20 protein-coding genes are annotated in these 19373 nt (G+C 32.9%); 4 read left to right on the top strand and 16 right to left on the bottom strand.

The window, feature by feature from the left end:
* Window positions 1-4: 4 nt before the first annotated feature.
* From AST99_RS13510 to AST99_RS13495, 4 genes are read right to left on the bottom strand one after another with little or no spacing between them, the layout of a single operon-like run.
* Window positions 5-1483, bottom strand: a complete 1479-nt coding sequence (locus tag AST99_RS13510) for a DUF5687 family protein (protein WP_057782503.1) — start codon at window positions 1481-1483, stop codon at window positions 5-7.
* 52 nt (window positions 1484-1535) lie between these two features.
* Window positions 1536-2228: a hypothetical protein gene (locus AST99_RS13505; protein ID WP_057782501.1), complete on the bottom strand. Its 693-nt coding sequence runs from the start codon at window positions 2226-2228 to the stop codon at window positions 1536-1538.
* 1 nt (window position 2229) lies between these two features.
* Window positions 2230-2844, bottom strand: coding sequence for a hypothetical protein (locus AST99_RS13500; RefSeq protein ID WP_057782499.1), 615 nt, complete (start codon window positions 2842-2844; stop codon window positions 2230-2232).
* Between the two features lie 2 nt (window positions 2845-2846).
* On the bottom strand, window positions 2847-3185 hold the full coding sequence (locus tag AST99_RS13495) for a PadR family transcriptional regulator (protein ID WP_057782497.1): 339 nt from the start codon (window positions 3183-3185) through the stop codon (window positions 2847-2849).
* 116 nt (window positions 3186-3301) lie between these two features.
* On the opposite strand from AST99_RS13495, the gene AST99_RS13490 reads away from it, so the two are divergent.
* A complete protein-coding gene (locus AST99_RS13490) occupies window positions 3302-4360 on the top strand; it encodes a ferredoxin--NADP reductase (RefSeq protein WP_057782495.1) in 1059 nt (352 codons plus the stop codon).
* Here AST99_RS13490 and AST99_RS13485 read toward each other — a convergent pair.
* Both AST99_RS13485 and AST99_RS13480 read right to left on the bottom strand, forming a co-directional pair.
* Entirely contained in the window at window positions 4357-5331 is a 975-nt protein-coding gene (locus tag AST99_RS13485; protein ID WP_057782493.1) for a glycosyltransferase family 9 protein, read from the bottom strand. The genes AST99_RS13490 and AST99_RS13485 overlap by 4 nt on opposite strands.
* 45 nt (window positions 5332-5376) lie before the next feature.
* The gene (locus tag AST99_RS13480; RefSeq protein ID WP_057782490.1) at window positions 5377-5985 is read right to left on the bottom strand and encodes a DUF4254 domain-containing protein; all 609 of its coding nucleotides are present in this window, start codon (window positions 5983-5985) and stop codon (window positions 5377-5379) included.
* 68 nt (window positions 5986-6053) lie between these two features.
* Here AST99_RS13480 and upp point away from each other — a divergent pair, with 68 nt between their 5' ends.
* Window positions 6054-6713: a uracil phosphoribosyltransferase gene (gene upp / locus AST99_RS13475; RefSeq protein ID WP_057782488.1), complete on the top strand. Its 660-nt coding sequence runs from the start codon at window positions 6054-6056 to the stop codon at window positions 6711-6713.
* Here the strand turns inward: upp and AST99_RS13470 are convergent.
* Complete coding sequence (locus tag AST99_RS13470) at window positions 6702-7625, bottom strand: DUF6427 family protein (RefSeq protein WP_057782486.1); 924 nt, start codon at window positions 7623-7625, stop codon at window positions 6702-6704. The genes upp and AST99_RS13470 overlap by 12 nt on opposite strands.
* A gap of 40 nt (window positions 7626-7665) precedes the next feature.
* Here AST99_RS13470 and AST99_RS13465 point away from each other — a divergent pair, with 40 nt between their 5' ends.
* Window positions 7666-7893, top strand: coding sequence for a DUF6341 family protein (locus AST99_RS13465; protein ID WP_057782484.1), 228 nt, complete (start codon window positions 7666-7668; stop codon window positions 7891-7893).
* Here AST99_RS13465 and purD read toward each other — a convergent pair.
* Entirely contained in the window at window positions 7888-9159 is a 1272-nt protein-coding gene (gene purD / locus AST99_RS13460) for a phosphoribosylamine--glycine ligase (RefSeq protein ID WP_057782482.1), read from the bottom strand. The two genes, AST99_RS13465 and purD, sit on opposite strands and share 6 nt — an antisense overlap.
* Window positions 9160-9251: 92 nt before the next feature.
* Here purD and AST99_RS13455 point away from each other — a divergent pair, with 92 nt between their 5' ends.
* Complete coding sequence (locus AST99_RS13455) at window positions 9252-10565, top strand: phenylacetate--CoA ligase family protein (RefSeq protein WP_057782652.1); 1314 nt, start codon at window positions 9252-9254, stop codon at window positions 10563-10565.
* On the opposite strand, the gene AST99_RS13450 is transcribed toward AST99_RS13455, so the two are convergent.
* The 8 genes from AST99_RS13450 to AST99_RS13415 all read right to left on the bottom strand — a co-directional run bounded on the left by AST99_RS13450 (window position 10543) and on the right by AST99_RS13415 (window position 19332).
* Complete coding sequence (locus AST99_RS13450) at window positions 10543-11334, bottom strand: glycosyltransferase family 2 protein (protein ID WP_232301628.1); 792 nt, start codon at window positions 11332-11334, stop codon at window positions 10543-10545. The genes AST99_RS13455 and AST99_RS13450 overlap by 23 nt on opposite strands.
* Window positions 11335-12699 (bottom strand): undecaprenyl-phosphate glucose phosphotransferase, encoded by a 1365-nt coding sequence (locus tag AST99_RS13445; RefSeq protein ID WP_057782480.1) that lies wholly within the window; start codon window positions 12697-12699, stop codon window positions 11335-11337.
* A gap of 216 nt (window positions 12700-12915) precedes the next feature.
* The gene (locus AST99_RS13440) at window positions 12916-13776 is read right to left on the bottom strand and encodes a CPBP family intramembrane glutamic endopeptidase (protein WP_057782478.1); all 861 of its coding nucleotides are present in this window, start codon (window positions 13774-13776) and stop codon (window positions 12916-12918) included.
* A gap of 259 nt (window positions 13777-14035) precedes the next feature.
* Window positions 14036-14521, bottom strand: a complete 486-nt coding sequence (locus AST99_RS13435; RefSeq protein ID WP_057782476.1) for an asparaginase domain-containing protein — start codon at window positions 14519-14521, stop codon at window positions 14036-14038.
* 1 nt (window position 14522) lies between these two features.
* Window positions 14523-15479, bottom strand: a complete 957-nt coding sequence (locus tag AST99_RS13430; RefSeq protein WP_083495693.1) for an MBL fold metallo-hydrolase — start codon at window positions 15477-15479, stop codon at window positions 14523-14525.
* Window positions 15480-15515: 36 nt separating this feature from the next.
* Window positions 15516-16064, bottom strand: a complete 549-nt coding sequence (locus tag AST99_RS13425) for a RidA family protein (protein WP_057782647.1) — start codon at window positions 16062-16064, stop codon at window positions 15516-15518.
* A gap of 43 nt (window positions 16065-16107) precedes the next feature.
* Window positions 16108-18165 (bottom strand): amidohydrolase family protein, encoded by a 2058-nt coding sequence (locus tag AST99_RS13420; protein ID WP_057782472.1) that lies wholly within the window; start codon window positions 18163-18165, stop codon window positions 16108-16110.
* Between the two features lie 45 nt (window positions 18166-18210).
* A complete protein-coding gene (locus AST99_RS13415; protein WP_057782470.1) occupies window positions 18211-19332 on the bottom strand; it encodes an FG-GAP repeat domain-containing protein in 1122 nt (373 codons plus the stop codon).
* Window positions 19333-19373: the final 41 nt, after the last annotated feature.

The raw sequence follows: 19373 nt of genomic DNA, 5'->3' as shown, positions 1-19373 counted from the left end.
TATTTTAGTTATCCTGATCGAAAGCTGCGATCATTTTATATTTAGAGGCTAAGTATTTTTTTGTTATAAATTTCATTAGTTTTTCATGTAAAACTATTCCTAGGACACCTAAAAATATTAACACAGTAATACCTATTTCAAAACTAAATAACCAATTAGCAATTCCAAAAATTGCCATAGGTAAAATTAATAATGGCAACCCAATAATCCATTGTACTGCACCTGTACCTTGAAAATTAAAAGCCGCTCTTTCATTTAGATTTATTTTTTTTCGATTAAAAGATCCACCTATTAAAATAACATGAGTATTTACACCAATATTATAAATAGCTGCCGCAAAATGTGCTAGCAAAATCTTCCACCCAAAATAGACATAAGGAATACTTAATACAAACAAAATAATAACACTAAATGTCATTAATGTATACTTAGATTTTAAATATTGCTTATACTTAATATTTTGACTCATCAACAGTTTATAGTAGCCACTATCCCAAGCCGGAATAAATTGTCCAAAATTGATAAGAAAAATTCCTGTTATAAATATCCCTACAAAGGCAAAGAAAAATTCTTTATCTTGATATTCAGGATTTGGATAAAACACTAACCCATATAACAACCCCAAAATCAACATCCAAACCGAAGATTTTGGCCTTTTATTTCGCCAAAGTAACTTTAAGTCTAATTGCATAAAAGGCGCGATATCTCCAAACTTCTTGGTCCATTCTAAGTTAGACGCATGAACTTCCTGCGTTTTAGTTTTTAATGAACTATCTAAAAAGAGTTTATCGCGAAGAATTTTAAAATTGAATATGTATAATCCAACCAAAATTAAAACAGGAACAACTAAATACAACGGATTGCTAGCTATAGATTGGATTCCGACAGCTAATAGTTCTGAAATATTAATAATTTCGAAATGATTTAAAACAAAAAGCCCTCCTGATAAAAGTATAATGGGTAGAAATGATAATTCTGTTTTAGCAGACAGGCTTTCAATAATAAAATTTAGATAGTTATTTATAAGTGTTATAATTACAATGGTAAGCATCCAAACTAAAACCACAGATACATTATAATCTTTAAAAATAAGTGTAACACCAAAAGGCACAATTGCAAATAGTGGTAAAAAATTAAAGAAGGATAACGCCGATTTTCCCAACACAAAATTCACCACCTTCTTACGTTTTAGCGGCAAAGTAAGTAAAGGTTTTACGTTCATTACCGGTAATTTTTGAAAGAAAAAACGAATCACTAAGTCTCCTAAAATCCAATAGAAAATAAAGCTATTAAACATTACAAAAGGATCGCTTTCTGGAAATATCTTTTTAAGCATCGGAAACATGCCTACACCTAATGCTAAGAATATGATAATAAAATACAAAGCGAAAAAGCCCATCAATATTTTTAGTCCTAAGCTCTTACCGAAGCTTGCAGACCTGGTAAATTGCTTCCATTCCAGGTTTAAAAAATGTGTAATCATAATTAAGATGGTTGGTTAGGTTTTTATATAGGTAGATCTAATATATTAAATGTTACACATAATATGCTTTATATTCTTCTTTTAAGTAGGTTGTAATTTTTTCGGGTAATATAAATAAAGTGACGTAACTTAAAAGTGCTACCCCAACAACACCTATGCTTATCAGCATTATACTATAATCGTGATACCCTTCTCGAAACTTAGGAAGCCTAGCTAAACCCTGAACAAACGCACCAGCTAAACCGATCAAACCACCAAGGTTCCCTAGCAACTCTTGATACATCCATTTACGCCCAGTTTTTTTTTGCTCCTGCTTAATAGCTTTATTTAATAGCATAACTTGCCCCAAGTACAATGCAAAAAAAGCTACAGCAATAGCACCTAAAGTATAACCAAAATGTGGCGTGTATTTTAAAATTAAAAATGACAGGCAACACATAGCTAATGTGAACATCAATTTTGGAAGTGTAAAAAAGCACTTATAAATATCCCAAACGGCACGCCAATAGTATTTGTTTAATGCTTTTGCCTTAGCTTCTAACACCTCTTGAAAACCAAAAACACCAAACTTTTTAAAGGAAATATCTAGAGCGGCTTCAAAAGTGTCCTCAGGATTCGTTTCCCATTGTTCTTCAATATCGTTCGCCAAGTGATCGACTAACTCTGTTTGCACATCGTAAAATTCAACAAAATGTTTTCTTGTGAATTGATATAATTTTTCTATTTGCTCTGCCGACAACGTCATATTAATTAAACTGTTTTACGATTTGTTTATGCTTTTTTAAAAACACAATAGAACTATAGTAAATCAAGAAAATATTAAACAAAAACCATATTGATGTATTTAACCCTTGACCAACAACGGATATGATTACAGGAAAAAATAAAACGCTCCATATTTGAGTTCTTGCAATAAAACTATAAACAGTCTTTCTAGTAGACTTTCTAACTTTATTAAAATTAACTAATGAAATAATTGAGAATAGAAGTGCAACCCCAATAATAACAAACTTTAATAATGCGGATATTTCAACTTCTATATTAGGAAAAGGAAAAAGGAAGCATGATAACGTGTAAATTATAAAATACTTCAAATATATTTTTTTTGCTTTATCAAGAATCAGTTTCGGTGCAGTAAACATTAACCCAAACAGCAAACTATTAGTTTCATAAAAATGAGCATTCCATTGCTTTGTAACATGAAGAAAAGCAGACTCGAACTCAATCCCCGAACCATTAACTTCTTCTTCTATTTGCAGTATTATATGATCCAAAATTTCAAATCTTAAATCCACATAAATAATCCCTTTTGAATCAAGATATGTTTCAATCTGTCTTATTTCATTTGTCGATAACTTCATAATTACTCTAAACTAAATTTAGGATTCACCAATACTTTCATTGTTTCTATATAGCGTTCTAATTCCGATAATTTATCGGCTGTTTCTTTTGTTCCTCGCTCGGTTAACTTATAATATTTTCGCAAACGGTTATCTACTTTCACAACCTCAACCTCTAAAAACCCATCAGCTTCTAACTTATGCAATGCAGGATACAAAGCACCTTCGGTAATAGATAATTCACCCTGAGTTAAAGCCTTAACTTTCTGAGTAATTTCATAACCATACATACTATCTGTTTCTTGTAACAACTTTAGAATGATAGTATTTAAACTCCCTTTATATAAATTATTTTTTGCCATAATACCGTTAAATATAGGGATTAATTTTATATACATAAGAATCTGATGTATTATTTTTTTTCTTAATTATATTTATAAACCTTTTAGCTTCACTAAATTTGTAAAAAAGAATTTCAATGGCATTCCATAAACTTGCAATACAAAATATAGATAAAGAAACAGCAGCAGCAGTAACAATTAGCTTCGACGTTCCTTCATCTTTAAAAGATAAATTCAGCTTTAAAGCTGGACAATACATTACATTAAAAACAGAAATTGACGGCAAAGAAGTACGCAGAGACTACTCTATTTGCTCATCTCCAAAAAGTGGAGAGTTAACTGTTGCCGTTAAAGCAGTAGAAAATGGTTTCTTCTCTAAATACGCCAATACAACCTTAAAAAAAGGAGATATTTTAGAGGTCGCAGAACCTAATGGCCGTTTTGTTTTTGAAGCAGATGCTTCTAAAACTAGAACGGTTGCTGCGTTTGCAGCGGGTAGTGGTATAACACCTATTATGAGTATTGCTAAAACTATTTTAGAAGAAGAACCTAACAGTCATTTTATTCTGATTTACGGAAACAAAACACCTAAAGACACCATCTTTTTCAAAGAATTATTAGCATTACATCACGAATATGTAGATCGTTTTTCTATACAAATGATATTTAGCCAATCTCAAGAAGAAGATGCCATGTTTGGTCGTATTGAAAAAAGCACTATTAATTTCTTACTGAAAAACACATATAAACACAAAAAAATAGATACGTTCTATCTTTGTGGTCCAGAAGGTATGATTACCACAACAAAAGAAGTTTTAAAAGATTTTGGAGTGGATGAAGCATACATACATTTCGAATTATTTTCGGTTCCTGTTGCAGCAGAATCAAAAACAAATCCTGTAGCTGTTAGTGACGGGTCTACTGCCATAAAAATTATTGTAGACGACGAAGAAACAGAATTTGTTATGTCTCAAAAACAATCTATTCTTGAAGCCGCTATTGCTAAACAAATAGATGCGCCTTATTCTTGTCAGGGTGGAATTTGTAGTAGTTGTATTGCTCGAGTTACTGAAGGCTCTGCAACCATGACGCAAAACAATATTTTAACTGAAAACGAATTGGCAGAAGGCCTCGTATTAACGTGTCAAGCTCACCCAACTACACCAACTATAGTTGTAGATTACGACGACGTTTAAATTACAGATTTAATTTTATTTACAATGGTTTCTGGAGCAATAGTTCCAGAAGCCTTTTCATACCCTTCAGGAAATTTGTTTCCGTAAATTGAAGTTGGTATACGTGGAAATTTCTCTCTATCGGCAGTTAACGCATAATCATCTGGTTGATTAAATGGGGCAAAACCAGCAAACGGATGGGTAACACCCCAAATTGTGATTACTTTTTTGCCTAACATAGCCGCCATATGTCCGTTACCAGAATCCATAGATAACATGACATCCAAATTAGAAATAATATCTAATTCTTCATTAAAATTTAATTGTCCAGCCAAATTTACGACGTTATTAAATTTAGATTGAAACCCATTTAAAATTTCAACTTCTTTAGCGCCACCACCAAATAAAAACACATTGTATTCTTTTGAAAGTGCTTCAATAACAATTTCCATTTTATGGATAGGATACATTTTACTTTCATGAGCTGCAAAAGGTGCAATCCCAATCCATTTTACATCGTGATTTCCAGTAATTGTTTTTAGTTTTTCTGATAACACTACTGCTTTAGGAAATGTAGGTTGAGACAAATTTACAGGGAAACCTAATTTTTTAAACACTTCTGCATAGCGCTCAACCGTAGTTGGTAACTGCTTAAACACTATCCCTTTGGTTAAAGCTTTCTTTTCTGCTCTTCCTTTATCAATTTGAACAAACGCAGTTCCTAAAAAGAACATTTTAAGAATCTTAGTTCTCAGTACATTATGTATATCTGCTACAGCATCGACACTTAACACCTTGAGTGATTTCGAGAGTTTATATAAACCAAAAACGCCTTTATGCTCGCCTTTTAAATCTGCTCCGAAAACAGAAACCTGATCTAGATCGCGAAAAAAAGGCTTAAAAAACGGACGTGTTAAAACAGTAACTTTTAAATTTGGATATTGCGTGGTAAGTGCTCTTAAAACAGGTACAGACATAGCAACGTCTCCCATTGCTGAGAGACGTATAACCAATATATGTTGTGTGTATTTTGTCACTTATTTTTGTGAACGTAATACCGGATTAAGCTCGTCGTCGTTGTACATTTTCATTTGCTTGTACACTTTCATGTATTTATCTCCAGACGCAATATCATTCAACAACGTATCAATTGCTGTAGACAAATCTACACGTTGTTCCAAAAGAATATCTAACTTGGTTTGGCAAGCAGCTTTATGAGCATCAGAAGCATCTTCACGAGTCGCTTCTTCTTCCATATGGTATACTTTTAATGCTAAAATAGACAATCTGTCTACACCCCAAGCTGGACTTTCTGTATTAATTGTAGCGCCTACTTTAGGTGTAACATTTTTATATTCTTCTAAAAAATAACTATCAATATACTCCACCATATCTGTACGATCTTGGTTAGAAGCATCAATCTTACGTTTTAATGTTAACGCGGCAACAGGATCTATTTGCGGATCGCGAATAATATCTTCGTAATGCCATTGCACCGTATCAATCCAACATTTTCTATATAATAAATGCCCCAATAAATCATCTGCTTTACTATACGGATTTGAAAACTCTTGATCTACCGTATTTATTACGTGATACGTATTTATAACTTCCTGAAATATGGTATTTGCCTTAGTTGTAAACATGATTTTTATTTTAAAGCACAAATATACTTCTATTTAATTAACTTTACCAGACACTATAAAAGAGAACCATGCAGATTCACAATTTATCTAAAGAAAACACCATTTTAAATGTATTTATGTCAGAATTACGAGATAAAACCATTCAAACCGACAACATGCGTTTTAGACGAAATATTGAACGTATTGGAGAAATTTTAGCTTACGAATTAAGTAAATCTCTACATTTTAAAACAAAAACGGTTGAGACGCCTTTAGATACAACGGAAATAAGCTTACCTGAAAACGACATTGTTATTTGCTCTATTTTACGTGCTGGAATTCCGTTGCACAACGGACTTTTAAATTATTTTGATGCGGCAGAAAATGCTTTTATTTCAGCCTACAGACATCACAAATCTTCGCCTGAAAGTTTTGAAATTGTCGTTGAATATTTAGCATGTCCGTCTCTAGAAAACAAGACTTTAATTCTAGCAGATCCGATGTTAGCCACTGGACAATCCATGGTTGCCACCTACGAAGCTCTAAAACCATTTGGAACACCCAAAGAAATACATCTAGTAAGTGTTATTGGTGCAGAAGAAGGTGTAGACTATGTCTCTAATCATTTTAATGAAAACACACATTTATGGATTTCTACTATAGATGAAAAACTGAATGAAAAAGGTTATATTGTTCCTGGTCTTGGGGATGCCGGCGATTTATGTTTTGGACAAAAACTACAACAATAACAAGCCGAAGGGTACAAAAATTAAGAGTCCAAGAAAGATTTCTTTAAACCATTTATCCTGAATAGTCTCTAAATAATTAGTGATAATGATGGCTAAAGGTGCAAATGAAAATAAAAATTCACCACCTTCTTTTTTGGGCGACAAAATCATAAGACTAAATGCAATAAGCGCAGCAACTAAGACAACTTTGTAAGCGGGTTTAAAATCGCTCTTTTTAGATTTAATAGTCCTAATATAAAACACTGAAGACCAAATTCCGAAAGACACTAATAAGGTAACGCCTACAATGTATTGCAATGTGTTATAACTATTAAAGTTTAAATTTACTACGGGCAATAAATCTAGAGCCTTAAAAAAATCGTTATACACTATTATAGAATAGCAAACCCCTAACACAAATACAGCAGCTACACCCAATATAGGAATAATCCATTCTTTTAAGTTTGTATTAGAATGAAACAATAAGGCCACATAAATAAGGAAAATAAAAAGTATAGACCAAAAATAAAATAATGATGCAATAGCAATCCAAAACGCAGCATCTAGCAGTTTCTTTTTTACATCGATCTGTGATCGTAAACTTAGAATTCTACGCAGTGCTAAAAGAATAAAAAAGTTAGCATATACTATATTTTCATTTAGCATGGTTTGTGGCAAAGTCATTAAAAATAAAGCATATAGCAAAATTTCGTAACTACTTTTCTGCGTTAATTTATTCTTACTTACTAAAAAATCTAAGACTAAAATAGAGCAGAAACTGGCACAAAAAATAAAGAAATATTTTATATAATGTTGCAGTAAATCTGAACCTCCAGCATATTTAAAATGTGCAATAAAAAATGTTCCAACTGTTATAGCGAACACCACTATAAAGTTTATTGGCTTAGATTTACTAAAAATACTTGTAATCATTAACTCTTTTTGTATTTTTGTTTTGTAAATATACCATACTATGAAAGATTTTTTTTACGCGATACAGGATTTATTTGTTAACGTATTATTCGCACCTTTAGATGCTTTAAGAGCATTAGAACTTGAAAATTGGTTTGCAGCCAATACATTCTCATGGATTTTTATATTAATCGGTATGGGATTTTTTGTGTACTGGATGCTTCAATTAAAAGGATTTAACGACAACAACGAAGAAGATAAAAGTATTTCTTCTCACTCATTTCTATAAATCGAATCCAATATCTTTACGATAATACATCTTATCAAAATGTAGTTTTTCTATATTCTGGTAAGATTTTTTTATGGCCTCTTGGTACGTATTTCCGTAAGAGGTCATCGCTAATACGCGCCCTCCTGTAGTTACGACTTTGCCATCTTTTAAATCGGCTCCAGCATGAAACGGAATAGAATCTTCAATAGCTTCTAAGCCCGTAATTTCTTTTCCTTTCTCGTAAGCTTCAGGGTAACCTCCAGACACTGTCATTACGGTAGTTGCTGCTCTCTCGTCAATTTCTAAATCAATTTGGTTTAAAGTACCATTAGCAACCGCTTGTAATAATTCAACAAAATCGTTTTTCAATCTTGGTAAAACCACTTCGGTTTCTGGATCTCCCATTCTTACATTATACTCGATAACCATAGGATCGTCTCCTACTTTTATCAATCCGATAAACACAAAACCTTTGTATGGTAAATTATCTTTAAGTAAACCTTCAATAGTTGGCTTAACAATACGTGTTTCAATCTTTTCTAAAAATTCGTCTGTAGCAAATGGCACTGGAGACACTGCTCCCATTCCACCTGTATTTAAACCTGTATCACCTTCGCCAATACGTTTGTAATCTTTTGCTGTTGGTAGTACTTTGTAATTTTTACCATCGGTTAACACAAAACAACTTAATTCTATACCATCTAAAAATTCTTCAATAACTACTTTAGTACTCGCTGCACCAAATTTAGAATCGACTAGCATCGCTTTTAACTCTGCTTTAGCTTCATCTAAATCATTTAAAATTAACACCCCTTTTCCTGCAGCTAAACCATCTGCTTTTAATACATACGGTGCCGTTAAAGTTTCAAGAAATGCATAACCGTCTTCAACATTAGATTTGTTGAAACTCTGGTATGCAGCTGTTGGTATATTATGTCTGAATAAAAATTCTTTAGCGAATTCTTTACTTCCTTCTAATTCTGCTGCAGCTTTTTCTGGCCCAATTACTGCAACATGTTTCAACTTTTCATCATTTAGGAAGAAATCGTGAACGCCTTGTACTAAAGGATCTTCTGGCCCCACAACAACCATATCTATATTATGTTCTAAAACTAGAGTTTTAATCGCTTCAAAATCGGTTACACTTATGGCAACATTTTCTGCAATAGCAGCTGTTCCAGAATTACCTGGAGCTACCAAAAGCTTATTACATAATGGACTTTGAGAAATTTTCCAAGCAAAAGTGTGTTCTCTTCCGCCAGACCCTAAAATTAAAATTGTCATGATAATACGTTATGATGTTTCGAGCAAAAATAAAACTAATGCTACGATTACACGAATATTTTTTATTTACTTTACAAAAAATCTTTTTTAGCTTGAAACTATTCGACTTTACCTTACACCTTAACGGATTTCCGCTCGCGAAAGCCAAACAGGTTTTAAATACGATTCAGGATAAAAATGAAGTTGAATTTGAGTCTTATTTACTTCAAAAAAAACAAGACATTTTAACGCATCATTTAGCACACAATTCTTTTTACAAGCAGTTAGGGCAGCACATTAACATTAACGATTGGAATACAGTTCCAGTAATGACTAAGCGCGATTTACAGCAGCCTTTAGCCCTGCGTTTATCCGACGGATTTACTCCAAAAAATGTATATATAAATAAAACTTCGGGTTCGTCTGGAGATCCTTTTGTTTTTGCAAAAGATAAGTTTTGTCACGCTTTAACTTGGGCAGAAATTCAGAATAGATTTGGATGGTATGGTATAGATTTTAACAGCTCGTTACAAGCTCGGTTTTACGGTATTCCGTTAGATAAAATAGGGTATTACAAAGAACGCTTTAAAGACAAATTAAGTAATCGTTACCGGTTCTCTATTTTCGATTTAAGCGATACCGCTTTAGCAAACTATTTAGACCTTTTTAAAAGCAAACCATTTGATTACATTAATGGTTACACCAGCGCTATTGTACAATTTGCCAAATATTTAAAAGATAAAGGCCTAATATTAAAAACGATTTGCCCTACTTTAAAATGTTGTGTGGTAACTTCTGAAATGCTATTTCCGGACGATAAAAAACTTTTAGAACAGCAGTTTGGAGTTCCAGTGATTAACGAATATGGCGCTTCTGAATTGGATTTAATCGCCTTTCAAAATCCAGACGATGTTTGGCAAGTAAACAGCGACACCTTGTTTGTGGAAATTTTGAACGAGAAGAATCAACCCGTACCTAATGGCGAAGAAGGCCGTGTGGTCATTACATCATTATACAACACAGCACACCCATTTATAAGATACAATTTAGGAGACATTGGCATACTATCTAAAACAAGTACATTACAAAAACCGGTTTTAGAAAAATTAGTAGGCAGAACCAACGACATGGCCATTTTACCAAGCGGAACGCGTGCTGCCGGACTTACTTTTTATTATATCACGAAAGCTATAATTGAAGATGATGGTAATGTAAAAGAGTTTATTATAACTCAAAAAACCAGGTCTGAATTTAAAATAGATTTTGTTGGAAAATCTGAAATTTCTGAAACTAAACAACAGGCTATTATTTCAGAAATGAAGCGCTATTTAGAAGATGGTTTAATTATTACTTTTGAAAAACATGACGCTTTAAAACGCTCTAAAAGTGGTAAGTTAAAACAGTTTAAGTCTTTGGTAAGTCAATAGTATTTTTAGACTTCACAAAAAGATATTCATACAAAAAGAGAGCCATACAATAGACAGATTTTACTGTAGAAAAATTGAGTCCCGTTTTATAAACCAAATAATTGTATTTGATTAGTCCAAGTTTGTTAGCCGACATAGAATCTGGTTGTAATCTGTAATTTGCTAATGGTTCCTGTATTCCAATAACGGGCTGTTTGGTGCTCTTAACAGCAGCTAACCACAATAACCAATCTTGTCTTTTTCTTAAGTTTTTAGTATAAATTTTCCCTAGACTTTCAGCATTGTACACTCCTGTTAAATTACCAACATAGTTACATTTTAGAAGCTTACTATATGTTAATTCATTTAAAGCCTTTACTTGTTTACCTAAATTTTTTCCGTTAGCATCCATTAGATTATAACTTGAAAAACAAACATCTAGCTGCCTAGTTTCCATGAGTCCGATTTGGATTTCAAGCTTATTAGTAAACCAATAATCATCTGCATCTAAAAAGGCTATATATTTTCCTTTAGCTTCTGCCATACCTCTATTTCTAGTAATGGCTGCGCCAGAATTTTCAGGATTTTTAAATAGTAAAATATTACTATGTGCTTTTTGAAAGTCTGAAATAATGTCTAATGATTGATCTGTAGAACCATCATCTACAAGAATAAGTTCCCAATTAGAATATGTTTGAGATAAGACACTTTGGATAGTATGTGCAATAAACTTCTCTGCATTATAAACAGGCGTTACTACGGAAACTAAAGGTTTAGACATCTCATTCATTTAGTACGCTTTATCTTCTCCTTTTACAGCATTTAACATGGTTTGAAACACAATTTTAAGATCTAAAAGAATCGACCAGTTTTCAACATAAAAGATGTCGTATTTCACTCGATTTATAATGTCTTTATCGGTCTCTACTTCACCTCTAAATCCGCTTACTTGCGCCAAACCGGTAATACCAGGTTTTACAAAATGGCGCACCATGAATTTATCAATTCGCTTGGCATACATATGTGTATGGCTAACCATATGTGGTCGTGGTCCAACAACAGACATATCTCCGAAAAACACATTATAAAACTGAGGCAATTCGTCTATACTTGTTTTCCTAATAAACTTTCCAACTTTAGTTACTCTTAGATCACCTTTTGTAGCTTGGTTTAGATGGGCATCTGTATTAGGCATCATAGAACGGAATTTAAAGCACTTAAATTCTTTGTAATTAAAACCATTTCTAGACTGCTTAAAAAACACAGGTCCTTTAGATTCTAATTTAATAATAATAGCCAAAACTGGAGTTAACCATGAAAGCACAAATACAATGATTAAAACAGAAAAAACAATATCGAACAGCCTTTTAAAGAATTGATTAACATCTTCTTGTAAAGGAATATCACGTAGCGACAAAATAGGAATAAAATCGTAATATTCGTATTTCAGTTTTTTAGAATAAATTTCTTTATTGTCTGGTAAGAACTTTAAGATTTTTAAGTTATTATCTGCAAAACTCACAACTTGCAAAATCTGACTATTAGATAATTCGGTAATAGAACAGTAAATTTCATCAATTTTAGTTTCTTTAATAAATCTTAAACATTCGTCGAGTGAGTTCTGACTTTTATCTCTAAGATTAAATATTTTTTTGAGGGAATACCCATACTCAGGATTGTTTTTAAAGAAAGTTTCCAGAGCATTAGTCTGTCTATTTTTACCAATAATAACAGTATTTCTAACATTCCCACCAAAAGAAGCACGGTATTTCTGTAGCAAATAATATATAGTAAATTTTGCTATACAAATAAGTAAAAACGCAAGTCCTACATACTTTAATACAATACCACTATCTACATCTAAATTATGCCTATAACCAAAGTATGCAAAAATTATTAATGTGAATAATAGCGCTTGTTTTACCAATAAAGACATTATGGTTACCGCCCTGGTAAATCGATATACTTCATAAAAATTAGAATATAAAGACAAGATAATCCATGAAGAAGACATCACTGTTATAAACAACACAGGATTAACATTAACATGCTTAAAGAAAAACATCAAAGCCAATCCATTTATAATACACAAATCTATTGCATACGAAATGGGTCTTAAATACCCTGAATATCTGCCTTGTTTGAATGTACCCACTTATACTTTAAATTTTAACTTTTTAATATAAAAAACATCATTTTTAACCCTGAAATTATTGAATTTGCAAAAGTAATAAAGTCTATCGATTTTAATGAAAACTCATACATTTATTCAACGCTTTACGACATATGGAAAACTCCTGAAAAACACTACCATATAAATCGCATTTATTATAATTATATTGCTTTATAGTGTAATGATTTTCTTAAAACCTTAGGATAAGTCTATTTTTTTAGTTGGATGTTTTTCAAAATAAATTGCTATACCAACTATGGTAATAATTTGGGCTAAGATTGATAAGTAAGACCCTTCAAAACCAAACGCACCACCGTTAAACTGATTAGGATCAATAATTTTGAACTCTAATATTGAATAGGCGTCTAATCCGCTAACATTGAAACCTAAAAAAGATTGAAACAAATTCCAACTTAAATGCAATGCTATAGGAAACCACAAGTTCTTTGTGTGAATGTAAGACAACCCTAAAAGAATACCTGCTAAAAACAAATTAAACAATGCAAAGAGATCGATATTAGGATTTCCTAAATGCATGGCTGCAAATAATACAGAAGACACCATTAGCGCTATATAATTATTAAACGAATACATTAAATTCCTTAAAATATAGCCTCTTAAAAGTGTTTCTTCAACAATGGCAACTAACGTAAAAAGCAATATTGTAATTAAGGCTTCTTTAATATCGAAATTAATTTTTACGAAAAATATTTCTTTAAAAAACTCTAAAATCCCGTAACCAAAAGACATAATTATTAAACCAACACCTAAGCCAATTAGAATATCTTTTTGTCTGTTTTTTATTTGAAATCCAAGATTAATAAAGGGCTCATTATCTAATTTTTTCATAAACAGCCAAAGCAATAAAAACGTCCCCATTAAATCGAACCATTTTATAGCAACATACTGCAAAGTTGTTTTTTCAAATTCTGGATTCATAACATCTACACCCGACAAAAGCATTCCGAAAAACTGAAACAATCCTACAACGATTAAATACGGAAGAATTAGTATTAATACTCTAATCCACGCTCCCTTCTTTAAACCGATTTTATCCATGCTATCTATTCTAAAATTTCGGGGCAAAGATAAAGCTTTGAAAAGGATTACACTTACGGGTTTTCCGTAATTGAATAGACTTAATTGAAATATTTTGAATACGAATAAAAAAAGGGATATCATATTTTAAATATGATATCCCATAACAAAACAAACCAACATTCAATACTATTGAAAGTTTTCTGACCTTATTCACTAGAATAAGCAACAGAGTGGTTTATATCTAATTATCAACTTTTCCAATTGATATTTTTTCATTTTAATAATACAGACCGGTATCTAAATTCCTTTTAATAGTTGCACTAGACTTTACAATACCATGCATGGCAATAAAGACTCCTGTCTTTAATAAGCTAGTTGCTGCAATTGCAGCCCCTAATTGTATAGGTGCATCAGAATTATAAAATCGCTCCGGAAGCATAGCTCCTGTTATTACAATTAATTTATCTTTTATGTGTTCCGTAAGACATTTAGCCGTTTCTATCATGGTATCTGTGCCGTGCGTTATTATAAATTTTTGTTCACTGCGGCTATTAATTAACTGAGCAAGATTCAATCGATCCTCATCAGTTATCTCTAAACTATCTTTCTGAAAGGCAGTAATGATTTCATATTCAAACGACGGATTTAATTTTTCTAGAATCCGAGTAGTTGCGGGCTCGCCAAATTCAAAAGCCCACCCTTTAGTTTTTTGCGGATAATCTTTATCGATTGTTCCTCCGGTTTGAATAAATACTAGCTTCATTTTATTTAATCGTTATGGTCTCTAAATGCACAGGTACAATCACTTTAGAATTTGGCGACGCTTGCTTCATTTCTTCTAAAAAAGGTTTAATTTTTTTCTCAATAGCATCGTCTTGCGAAAATCCGTAAGGCACTCTAAAATTATCCCAATGCGTTGGAATCACGATTTTAGGGTAATTAGTTAACTTCATTAAACGCTCGGTATATTTATAAATTTCTAGTCTTGAAAAATTAACACCTGGCAATATTACATCCGGTTTTAATCCGTCTACTTCTCGTTCTAAGAAATTCATAGATCCCGCAGTAAGCACCTTATGATCTTTAAAACGAACTAAAAACATTAAAGATTTCCCTTCTATAAAATCTTCTAATTTTAATGGTAAATCAATGTCTTCGTCATGCGTTCGCGAGTCGTAATAATGCTTGTCGTTTAAAGCGGAATGAATCGATGGAATAACACGTACAGAAAAGGCATCAAATTGATAATCTTCTCCTCCTCTAACTCTTAATAACTGCGACTCTGGAATGCCATATGCTTTTAAAATCTTACAACTGGTTTCTGTAGCAATAACCATTGCACCTGTTTTTTTTGCAATATAAGGGACATCGGCCAAATGATCTAAATGCGAGTGATGCACTAAAATATAATCTACTTTTTTATTTAGGACTTTATTTATAGTTACTGTATCTGATTGATACACATCTTCAGGGTAATAAGGTTTTCGCGTATCGTCTTTACTGTTCGATGGGCTATCTCCTAATTTTAATCTAGAGATATACGGATCGACTAAAATAGTTACATTTCCGTCAGACATTTCCCAACCCGCGCCACCAAAATATTTTAATTTTAATTCCTGAGCATGACTATATTGCGTAAACGCACACGTCATTAATAACACCATAACGCATTTTAAAAGCGATATTGACTTTAGACTCGAATTCTTTATATTTTTAAGCATTATAAATTCTTTTTGTTTTGATGTAATGTTGAAATCTTATTCGTAAACCTCAACTATCAATTCTATCTCTACAGCCTGTGCACGCGGTAAAGAAGCGACTCCAATTGCAGCACGTGCATGTTTCCCTCTTTCACCAAAAACATCTACCATTAAATCTGAAAACCCGTTAATAACTTTAGGCTGTTCTACAAAATTAGGATCTGAATTTACCAAACCTAACACTTTTACAACACGCTTCACTTTACTTAAATCGCCTAGCATGGTTTTTAGTACCGCCAATTGATTAATAGCAGTTAATCGCGCAGCCGCATAACCTTCATCTATAGTTATATCCTGACCTAATTTTCCTGTAATTTCTGAACCATCTACATGTTTAGGCCCTTTTCCTGCTAAAAAGATAAGGTTACCGGTTCTAACACCGTTTACATAATTTGCTACAGGTTGTGGCGGACTTGGCAATACAATATTTAAGGCTTCTAACTTGGCTTCAGGGTTATAATCTGCTTCTGGTGTTTCTTTAGATTCTTGTTTTGCACAACTCACCATTATCATGGCTACAAAAAATAGATTTAATATTTTACTCATCATTGTTTGGGTTTAATGTCTTTGTATTTTTTAATTCTGTAAATTACTTATTAGGTATAAAATCTGCAGCTTCCCATAACGGATTACTTCTGTAATAATTTCCGTTAGTTACCACAGCCTCTACGGTTCTAATGTTACTAATATTTTCTAAAGGGTTTTTATCTAAGATGGCAATGTCGCCTTCTTTACCAACCTCTAAAGTTCCTGTTTCCTTATCTAATCCCATAGCTTTTGCTGGAATAATTGTAGCTGTTTTTAGCGCTTCTAAAGGAGACATATCTCCGTATTTCTGATACGTTTCAATCTCTAAATACAAGCCAAATACCGGTACAATATTGTCTGTCCCGGCTACAATTGGAACTCCCGCCTTATGAAATTGCCCAAGAATACCCATCGCTTTAATATAATCTGCTTTAGCATCTTTAGCACGAGCTGGGGACAAACCACTTCTAAATCGTTTACCTTCAAACAACTCGTAAGCCATTCTATCTGAAAAAGGCTCTATACTCTCAAGCACATCTCCTTTTGGCATTGCTCTAGCAACATCTAAAGCAATTGTAACATCTAAAACTGTTTTATGATCTAAAAGGAACGCAGTAGCTTCATCTATTTGATCTTGACTAATGTCATTCTTTAAAATATAATTACTTCCTAATTCTTTTACATCCTGTCCTGGAAATAAAACCGTTAATATTCTAGAACGGTGACTTAACATATCCATTCCCGCTTCAATAGCGCCACGAGCATTACCAATTGCATTTGGTACATGACCTGTAATTGTCATCCCGCGTTTATGGCCTTCTTCTGCTAAAACTTTAGTTAAGTCTTCACTTACAGACGAGTATATTTTTATTTGTTTATATCCGTTTGAAAAGTACATATTAGCAACCTCTTTTGCCTCTTGTTCTGTTCGTGCTCTTACCACTCCATTACCTTGAATTCCGGCACCATCCGTCATTCCCGCTAATAAAATATCTGGTCCTAGAGCACCATCTTTAGCAACAGCATCTCTAAATGATGTTGCAAACTCAAGCTCGTTTCCATTATCACGAATCGTAGTGACTCCACCGGCTAAATATGCTGGTGCCCATTGCACTTGATTAGAATGTGCATGCATATCCCATAAGCCTGGAATTAACGTTTTACCCGCAACATCTATAACTTCTGCACCTTCTGGAATGGCTACTTCAGATCGTTTTCCAATTTTTGAAATGCGTCCATCTGTAATAATTAACGTCATGTCTTCTTGAGTCACATCGCTTAAACCATCTACTAAATTTCCACCTACTAAAGCTTTCACTTCCGCTTGAGTGCCTTTTAAATCTGTGGTGTATTTAGATAAAGCCGCCATTTGTTCTTCAACATTTCCTTGAACAAAAAGAGGTTTTGCTTCTTCATAACCTTTTTTAATGTACTCTCTTATCTGGGTATTGGCTTTTACAAGAGCTACTAAATTTTGAGACTGATCTACCCAAATGGTTCTACCTCCCCAGTTTATACCTTCTACCACATAGCGATCTAAAATGACATTCTCGCCTTTAATTTGCGCTGTATCTTTTTTAATAAAATTCATAGATATTTCTCCTCTTGGTAAAATAGGAAGACTGCCTTTACCACCTTTTTTAAAGTAATAATGGTATAACATCATTTCTATACCAGCAGGAATATTACTATGTACAGGGAAAAATTCTTGATTTTTTGCCTCTACAAAATCTCTGTTTTTTTCCCAAACCGAAATACCTTCAGTCGTTTTTTTAACTTCCAAATTAACAATGGTATCCTTGTCCGTTAAGCGTCTGTTTAGATAATACGAAGGTTCTAAATTCATATCTAAATGCAACTCTGCTTCTACACCTGTAATACGTCCTCTTTCATTTTCTCCCTGAAGAGATTTTACTAAAATAGAGTCTTTAGTCGATGTAATAGAATACGATTCTTCCCCAATTAAAGACTGCCTTCTATACACCAGAAAAGTTCCTTCTTCATTAATATTCTCCCATTTTGAAGGAGCGGTTGAACATCCTGTAACTAAAAGCAACACACCAATTTTTAAGAAATGACTTGCTTTATTCAGTTTAAAATTTGATTTATTATATATCATTTTGGATTTTTTTATTGTTTTAATTGAGAGGTTTCACACATGAAATCAAGGAAATTTAGGTGTGAATCTGTTGAAATAAAAGAGGTTTAACTCGTCTGAATTACTTTCAATAATATCTAATTTATGATCACCATTAAGATCGTACATCAGAATATCGTAAGTACTAAAATCTTGCTTATTTAATTCTATTTTCTCCCAAGTTTTAGCGTCTCCAGAATTAATAAACACAGTATTTGGACCACCTACATTACCTATGGCAATGTCTGTATTCCCATCTCCATTTAAGTCGCCAATAGACAACGCATACGATTTATCTGCACTCGGATCGAACACCACTTTACGGTCGTAGGCTCCTTTTTTACTTCCGAAATAAATCACGTTAGGCTCACCTATATTTGCAGTAATAATATCCTTGAAACCATCTGTATCTATATCTGTAACCGCTACAGATCGCGTAACATCGTTACCCGTACCATATGCTATTTTTGTATTGAAATTTAAATGCCCATCGTTTAAATACACGTAGTTAGGCTGATCGTCTCTGTTTGCTAAAATTAAATCTAAATGCCCATCACCGTTCATATCTGCAACCTCAACATCTATAGTAGAATCTTTTTGGTTTCCAAAACCAATAACTTCAGTAAACTCGCCTTTTCCATTATTTAAACAGATTTCATTTTGGCTTCCTCTGTTGGTAATTAAAATATCTAAATCACCATCGCTGTCTATATCTGCAACAACTATATTTCTTGTATGTCCGTATTTTTCGCCAAAACTAGCACCTTTTGTAAAATCGCCATTTCCGTCGTTTATAAAAATATAATTAGGCGCCATATCGTTTCCAACTGCGATATCTAAATCGCCATCGCCATCAAAATCGGCTAGTTCTGTAGAATAACTGGTTTCTTGTTCTGTACCTAGAGCTTTAGAAACTGTAAAAATACCGCGACCGTTATTTATAAAAACACGATTCTGTCCTGGCCAATGTCTTCCATTAGCAATAACAATATCTAAATCGCCATCTTTATCGATATCTCCAATACCCATAGACGCTGTGCGCTCCTTATGGATGCCAAGAATTGTCCTACTATTATTAAAAAAACTTGACTTTTGAGAATGCACAGAAAGCATGCAGCTTGAAAACAGCGCAAAGAAGATGTACTTCATAACTTAGAAATTAATTTAGTTTGAGACTACTATTATGAATA

The organism is Formosa algae (genome assembly GCF_001439665.1).
Classification (GTDB): domain Bacteria; phylum Bacteroidota; class Bacteroidia; order Flavobacteriales; family Flavobacteriaceae; genus Formosa; species Formosa algae.
The sequence above is the reverse complement of the archived record's forward strand: the minus strand, read 5'-3'. Positions and strand labels throughout refer to the sequence as shown.